The sequence below is a fragment of the Streptomyces hainanensis genome (genome assembly GCF_004348415.1).
Classification (GTDB): domain Bacteria; phylum Actinomycetota; class Actinomycetes; order Streptomycetales; family Streptomycetaceae; genus Streptomyces; species Streptomyces hainanensis.
In genome coordinates this window covers 1-6,883 of sequence record NZ_SMKI01000418.1, presented here as the reverse complement: position 1 = coordinate 6,883, position 6,883 = coordinate 1, and the positions used below count along the sequence as shown (strand labels likewise).

Annotated in this window: 3 protein-coding genes and 2 pseudogenes; 2 read left to right on the top strand and 3 right to left on the bottom strand. The window is 75.1% G+C overall.

From position 1 onward, the window contains the following. Positions 1–113 (top strand): annotated as a pseudogene (locus tag E1283_RS40020) (NAD-dependent deacetylase); the annotation flags it as partial. Here the strand turns inward: E1283_RS40020 and E1283_RS28785 are convergent. The 3 genes and pseudogenes from E1283_RS28785 to E1283_RS28775 form a co-directional block, all read right to left on the bottom strand. Continuing rightward, positions 111–1,646, bottom strand: a pseudogene (locus E1283_RS28785) (PucR family transcriptional regulator); the annotation flags it as partial. The pseudogenes E1283_RS40020 and E1283_RS28785 overlap by 3 nt on opposite strands. 126 nt (positions 1,647–1,772) lie before the next feature. After that, on the bottom strand, positions 1,773–4,064 hold the full coding sequence (locus E1283_RS39545) for a type IV secretory system conjugative DNA transfer family protein (protein ID WP_132821098.1): 2,292 nt from the start codon (positions 4,062–4,064) through the stop codon (positions 1,773–1,775). A 279-nt stretch (positions 4,065–4,343) separates the two neighbouring features. Beyond that, positions 4,344–5,003: a pyridoxine/pyridoxamine 5'-phosphate oxidase gene (locus E1283_RS28775; RefSeq protein WP_132821097.1), complete on the bottom strand. Its 660-nt coding sequence runs from the start codon at positions 5,001–5,003 to the stop codon at positions 4,344–4,346. A gap of 205 nt (positions 5,004–5,208) precedes the next feature. Here E1283_RS28775 and gabT point away from each other — a divergent pair, with 205 nt between their 5' ends. Beyond that, the gene (gabT, locus tag E1283_RS28770) at positions 5,209–6,588 is read left to right on the top strand and encodes a 4-aminobutyrate--2-oxoglutarate transaminase (RefSeq protein ID WP_132821096.1); all 1,380 of its coding nucleotides are present in this window, start codon (positions 5,209–5,211) and stop codon (positions 6,586–6,588) included. The last annotated feature ends 295 nt before the right edge of the window (positions 6,589–6,883 follow it).

The following is a 6,883-nucleotide window of genomic DNA, read 5'->3' as shown; positions in this document are numbered from 1 at the left end:
CNCGCGCCAGCGACGTCTTCGTCGCGGTGGGCAGCAGCCTCCAGGTGCAACCCGCCGCCTCGCTCGCCGGCCTCGCGGCCGAACACGGCGCTCGCCTGATCATCGTCAACGCTGGCCTTCAACGCCAGCCACAACTCCATCCGCACGTCCGGATCGTCCAACGACCGGTCAAGGATCTCCTCGACCCTCCGCATGCGATACCGCAGCGTGTGCCGATGCACCCCCAGGTCCGCCGCGGCCGCGTCCCACTGGCCGTGGCGGGCCAGCCAGGCCCGCAGTGAGGCGAGCAGGTCGCCGCGGCCGCGTTCGTCGTGGTCGCGGAGCGACCGCAGCATGCCGTCGGCGAAGGCGCGGACGGCGTCGTCGGCCAGCAGCGGCACGATGGAACCGTCCGCCACGTGGTCGTGTTCCACGAGGGTGCGGCCGCGCCGCCTGGCGACCAGCAGCGCCTCCCTGGCGTGTTGGTAGGCCGCGTCCACGGCGGAGGGGCCGCTCGGTTCCGACATGCCGAGCACCAGGCCGTCGGCCCGGCCCCGGGGTTCGGCCCGCGCGTGGTCGGTGAGGGCGGTCGCCGCCGCGCCGCCGTCGGCGGCGAGCAGCACCAGGCCCTCGCCGTCGGCCGCCGCGAGTACGGACTCGCCGGCTCTGGCCGCCGCGGACTCGACGACGAGGCCCAGGTCCTCCAGGGCCGCCGTGTCGCCGTCGGCCTCGGCGACCGCCACCCGCAGCGGGGCGTCGAGCAGCCCGCCGTAGAGCTGGCCGGCCACCGTCCGCGCGTGGTCGGGCTCGCCGCTCAGCAGCATGCGCAGCACGGCCCCGCCGAGCCGCGACTCGGCGGCCTGGAAGGCGCGGGAGCGCTCGGTGGTGAGGGTGAGCAGGGCGACGGCGGACTGCACGGCGTACCGCTCGGCTGGGCCGAGCGGCGTGGCGGTGCCGATGGCCAGGACGGATCGCGGCAGCTGGCCGGTGCCGACCGACTGGAGCTCGATCCGGTCGTCGTCGGGCGAGCCGGCGGTGACCACGCTGGCGGGCGCGGGGCGGTCGACGAGGCGGCGCGCGTCGGCGGCGGCCTTGGCGGCCCGGCGGGCGGCCCAGCCGGGGGCGAGGGCCGTGACGGTGCCGGTGAGGTCGTAGAGGGCGACCCAGCCGCCGACCTGCCCGGCGAGCCGTTCCAGCAGCGCCTGCTGCCCGCCGGGCGAGAGCGCGGCCCTGGTGAGCTCGCGCTGTGCGGCGAACCCCGCGGTCACCGACCGGTACTGCTCTGCGGCGATGGCGGCCGAGACCGCCTTGCTGATGGCGATGAACGGTGTCGGGCGGGGCACGGAGAGCAGCGGCAGGCCGAGGTCGCGGGCGGCGGCGAGCAGCGCGGGCGGGACGCCCGGGTGGTTGACGCCGACCCCGAAGCCGAGCCCGACCACGCCGGCGCCGGCCAGCCGGGCCACGTAGGCCCGCATCTCCCGCGGGTCGTCGACGGCGAGTTTGAGGCCGGTGGTCAACAGCAGCTCGCCGCCGTCGAGCCAGGGCACCGGGTCGGCCAGCTCGCTGGCGTGCGCCCACCTGACCTCGGCCTCCAGCCCGCCCTCGCCGGCGAGCACACCGAGCTTCAGCGCGGTGTGCTGGACGAGGGAGGCGAGGGTCGGACGCATGCATCACCTTGGGCAGCCAGAGCAACACGTACCATCACCGTACAGCGGTTGGCATATGCGTCCGATGGGGCGTCGGGCATATGCGGCCTGCGACGACGAGTTTCCGTCACGTCCGGGCCCGGCCGGTCAGCCGAGGCGCACCAGCACCGGCGGGCTCGGTTCCCCCGCCACGCTCGTCATCGAGACGACCGCGTGCCGCGGCGGAACGCGGTGGGCCAGCTCGGAGGCGGACCAACGCTCCCTTTCCACCCGCCGTACGGTGACCGATTCCGTGGTGGTGTCCCGCCCGGTGAACGCCCGGCGCACGCCGCGGACCAACCGCTTGGCGAGGCCGCCGGCGCGGTCCGGGGTGCGGGTGGTCTCCTGGTCCTCGGTCCAGGCGGTGCCCCAGGCGCGCGCGAAGTGCTCGGCGTCCCAGGTGGTGATCCCGGAGAACGCCATCCGGCAGCCGACGGCGCCGAGCAGTCCGGCGCGCAGGTCGCCCGGCACGTCGTCCAGGGTGCGCAGCGCGAGGACGGCTCCCGCGTTGTTGGGCCGGAGTTGGGTCAGGCCGCGGACGGTCCCCCGGGTGACGGCGGCGGTGGCGTCGTCGAGCACCAGGCAGGCGAAGAGGGAGCGGTCGGGGCGGGTGATGGCGGCCGCGGTGAACTGGGCCAGGAGGAGCCGGGTGATGATCCGCCCGGCCTCGGCGTGCCCGGTGGAGGGCAGGTCGACGCGTACCCGCAGCGGGTGAGTGAGGGCGCTCAGCGAGAACGCGGGGGCCCGGCCCGGGTGGGAGAAGCCGGCGCGGTCGAGGAGGGCGAGCCGGTCGGCGAGCTGGGGGCCAATGTCGTCCGGCCGCTGGGCCTGGCGGGCGCGGGCGTCCAGCTCGCGCTGCTGGTCGGCGGCGCCGGCCAGCGCCAGGTCCTCGCGGAGGGTGGCCAGCAGGGCCGGGGCGCCGTCGAGCATGGCGCGCAGCTCGGGCACGCCGGGCAGGCGGCCGTACGCGGCCTGGTAGGGGCCGATCAGCTGGATCAGCGCGGCGGCGGCCGCGCCCGGGTCCACCGGGGTGCCGCCGACCAGCGCCTCGGCAAGCAGCGTGGCGGCCTCGTCGGTGTCGGCGGCGCCGCCGTAGGGGTCGAGCTGGTGGGTGCTGGCCGGGTCGCCGACCCGGACGACGATGTCGAAGGCGCCGTCCGGTCCGAGCCCGGAGCGGGCGGTGCCGACGGCGACGACGGCGGCCTGGCCGGTGAGCGCCTGGAGGCACAGGGCCTCGACGACGGGCCGGATGACGCGCCCCGTCTTGCCGGAGCCGGGCGGCCCGACGGCCAGCAGGGAGGTGCCGAGGACGGCGGGGTCGAGGGCGACGGCCTCGCCGCGGTAGGCGTAGGGGTTGCGGTCCTCGTCCGGCGCCTGACCGATGCGGACCTGGCGGGTCAGCAGGTCGTGGTCCGCGGTGCGCGCGGGCAGGTCGCGGTGGCCCGAGGGGTGGACGAAGGCGGCGGCGCCCTCGGCGGCGGCCTTGTCGTCGAAGGCGGGGAGGGTGGTGGGGCGGGCGCGCACGATGCGCCAGGCGTGCTCGATCCTGGCGTAGTCGAGGTCGCTCATGGCGCCGCCCCTGACGTCGGCGGCCAGCCGCTCGGCGGCCCGGCCGGCGCCGGCGGCGCGCAGCTCCGTGAAGTCGGCCAGCCTGGCGAGCTCGGCGCGCTCCTCGGGGGTGCGGCCGCCTCCGGCGCGGCGGGCCGGGGTGAGCGGGAAGTGCCGCAACACGGCCCGCCAGCCGCCGAGCCAGGAGCAGACGGCGATCAACAGGACGGCGTAGAGGGCGTAGTACAGGTTGTAGCCGACGGTGTAGGCGGCGGTGTCGCCGTCCTCCCACCAGGAGTCGGGGACGACGGCGTAGAACGGTTCGAGCCAGAACTCCCAGACGCCCCGGAAGCTGAGCCGCCAGGCGGCGTAGCCGGCGAGCAGCGCGGCGGCGGCCCGTGGCGCGCGGCCCGGTGGTAGCGGCGCGATGTCGGGGCGGCCGCAGAGCAGCCGCAGCACCGAGGGGCGCCACCGGCGCCAGAGCGCGGCGGCGTTGCCCGCCCGGCCGAAGCCGTAGGCGAGGAGGCAGGCGAACAGCAGCTCGTAGAGGTAGAGGACGGTGATGCCGCCGGTGGAGCGGCCCCAGGAGTCGAGGCCGAGCCATTCCAGCGGCCAGAGGACGAAGCCCAGGTAGCCGTTGGCGTACAGCGACCAGACGATCCAGCCGGCGAGCGCGGCGAGCAAGGCGGTGCCGTGCAGTTCGCGGTCGCCGAGTTGGTTCGGGTCCTCGGGGGGCTTGGGTACGTGGCCGGTGCGCCAGACTCCGGGGCCGGCGGCCGGCCGGGCCGTGCGCAGCCAGCGGACGAGCGGCGGGCCGGCGTCCTCGGGCGGATCCGGCGGTATGGAGGGCATGCCTCTGGGGCGTGGGACGGTCTCCGCGCTGTCGCGCGCGGCATCGTCGCGTACGGTGCGCGCGTCGGGTGCGCCTTCGGTGCTCATTCGGTGCCAAGCCCCCTGACCAGGCCATCGGGTGACTGTCCGGCGCCGCTCGGGCTGCCGCGCGTGTGCCACTCTGGTGCGGCTCAATCTAGTGCCGAACGGCCGCGGACACGCGGTGCCGGGCCCGGTGGGGACGGTTTCCTCCGGAGGCGAACGACCGGCCTCGGATGCCGAGTTCGGGGTGCGGTGGGGTCAGGGCCAGAGCAGTTGGCTGGTCCACCGGCCGTCGGTGCGGCGGTAGTCGAGGCGGGTGTGCCGGCGGTCGCGGTCGCCCTGCCAGAACTCGACGCGGTCGGCGAGCAGTGTGTAGAGCGTCCACTCCGGTGGGACGGCGTCGGGTTCGCGGGCGAGTCGGTCCCGGGAGGCGGCGAGGGCGGCGGCGCGCTCGGCGGGATCGGTCAGCGGGCCGCTCTGCCGGCCGAGCAGTGCCTCGGCGCGGGCGGTCCTGCCGCGGGCCAGGAAGTCGGCGGCGCTCCGCTCGGGGGTCTCGGCCACCACCGGGCCGGCGATCCTGACCTGTCGGGCGTGTGGCTGCCAGTAGAAGGTGAGGGCGGCCCTGGGCACCGCGGTGAGCTGGCGGCCCTTGGGGCTGGCGAGGTGCGCGGCGAACTGCCAGCCGCCGGTGGCGGGGAGCAGGTTCTTGAGGATGAGTACCCGGGCCTGGGGGGCGCCGTCCTCGTCGACGGTGGCCAGGGTCATCGCGTGCGGCTCGGGGATCCCGGCGTCGACGGCGGCCAGCAGCCATGCGGTGAACAGCGCGGCCGGGTCGGCGGGGGCGGCGGCCGGGTCGAACGTCGGCAGATCGCCGGCGAACACCTCCAGGTCCCTGAGGAGTTGACGCAGCTCGGACATGCCACTCCGCTCTCGCCTGAGCGCTCGATCTAACGGTTCGTCGCGACATTACCATTAGACAATCGGCCGGACGTCGCGCCCGGTCCTCGCCACTTCGTCCAGAAGCGTCGCCCGATCACTCCGTGGCGGAGCATGCCAGGACCCGGGGCGCGGCCCTAGCCTGCGGGGAGAGTGACCGGCGACACCCCGCGAGAAGGAGCCCCTCATGAGCGCCACGCCCGAATCGTCCGGAGGGCCCTCCCTCGCCCAACAGCGCAAGCTCGTCACGGAGATCCCGGGGCCCAGGTCGCGGGAGCTGATGGCCCGCAAGCAGGCCACCGTGGCGGACGGCCTCCCCATCGTGATGCCGGTGTTCGCGCGGCGCGCGGGCGGCGGCGTCGTCGAGGACGTCGACGGCAACTCGCTGATCGACTTCGGCTCCGGCATCGCCGTGACCTCGGTCGGCAACAGCGCCGAGGCCGTGGTCCGCCGGGCGACCGAGCAGCTGACGCGGTTCACCCACACCTGCGCGATGGTCACGCCCTACGAGAGCTACCTCGAGGTGTGCGAGGAGCTGGCCAGGCTCACGCCGGGCGACCACGCCAAGAAGTCGATCCTCCTCAACTCCGGGGCCGAGGCCGTGGAGAACGCGGTCAAGATCGCCCGCTACCACACCGGCCGCCAGGCGGTGGTGGTCTTCGACCACGGCTACCACGGGCGCACCAACCTCACCATGGCCCTCACCGCCAAGAACATGCCGTACAAGCACCGCTTCGGCCCGTTCGCGCCCGAGGTCTACCGGATGCCGATGGCCTACCCCTACCGCTGGCCGACCGGCCCCGAGAACTGCGCCGAGGAGGCGGCGGCGCAGGTGATCGACCAGATCTCCAAGCAGATCGGCGCGGAGAACACGGCGGCCATCGTGGTCGAACCGGTGCTGGGCGAGGGCGGGTTCATCGTCCCGGCGCGCGGCTTCCTGCCCCGGATCGCGGAGTTCGCCAGGGAGCACGGCATCGTCTTCGTGGCCGACGAGATCCAGTCCGGCTTCTGCCGCACCGGCCAGTGGTTCGCCTCCGAGGACGAGGGCCTGGTGCCCGACGTGATCACCACCGCCAAGGGCATCGCCGGCGGGCTGCCGCTCGCGGCGGTCACCGGGCGCGCGGAGATCATGGACGCGGCGCACGTCGGCGGTCTCGGCGGCACCTACGGCGGCAACCCGGTGGCCTGCGCCGCCGCGCTCGGCGCCATCGAGACGATGCGGGAGCTCGACCTCCCGGCGAGGGCGCGCCGGATCGAGGAGGTCATGAAGCCCCGACTGCTCGACCTGGCCGCCAAGCACCCGTCGATCGGCGAGGTGCGCGGCCGGGGCGCGATGCTGGCGCTCGAACTGGTGCGGCCCGGCACCACGGAGCCCGACCCGGCGGCCACGGCGGCGCTGGCCAAGGCGTGCCACAGCGAGGGGCTGCTGGTGTTGACCACCGGCACCTACGGCAACGTGCTGCGTTTCCTGCCGCCGCTGGTGATCGGCGAGGAACTGCTCCTGGAGGGGCTCGACGTTCTGGCGGGCGCGTTCGACGTGTTGGAGAGCGCCGTCGACGGGCTCTGACCGCCCCGCCGAACGCCGGCGTACGGGGCGCGGGCCGCCGCCACCACCGGCGGCCCGCGCCCCAACGGCGCAGTACAGCGCTGTGCGTGGCCTGGCACGGAATGGAGAAGCTGCGGGGATGTGATGCGGATACGGCGGCACCACATCCGCTCCTGATGCGACTGACGTACGGTCGGACCGGTAGCGAGAGCAGCCAGACTCCCGCGACTCCTTTCGGACCGGTTCCGCCCGCCCCACACCCCCCGGGGCGTGCGGCCGTCCGGCCTCGGGAGTGGCTGGCACCGCCCCGGAACTC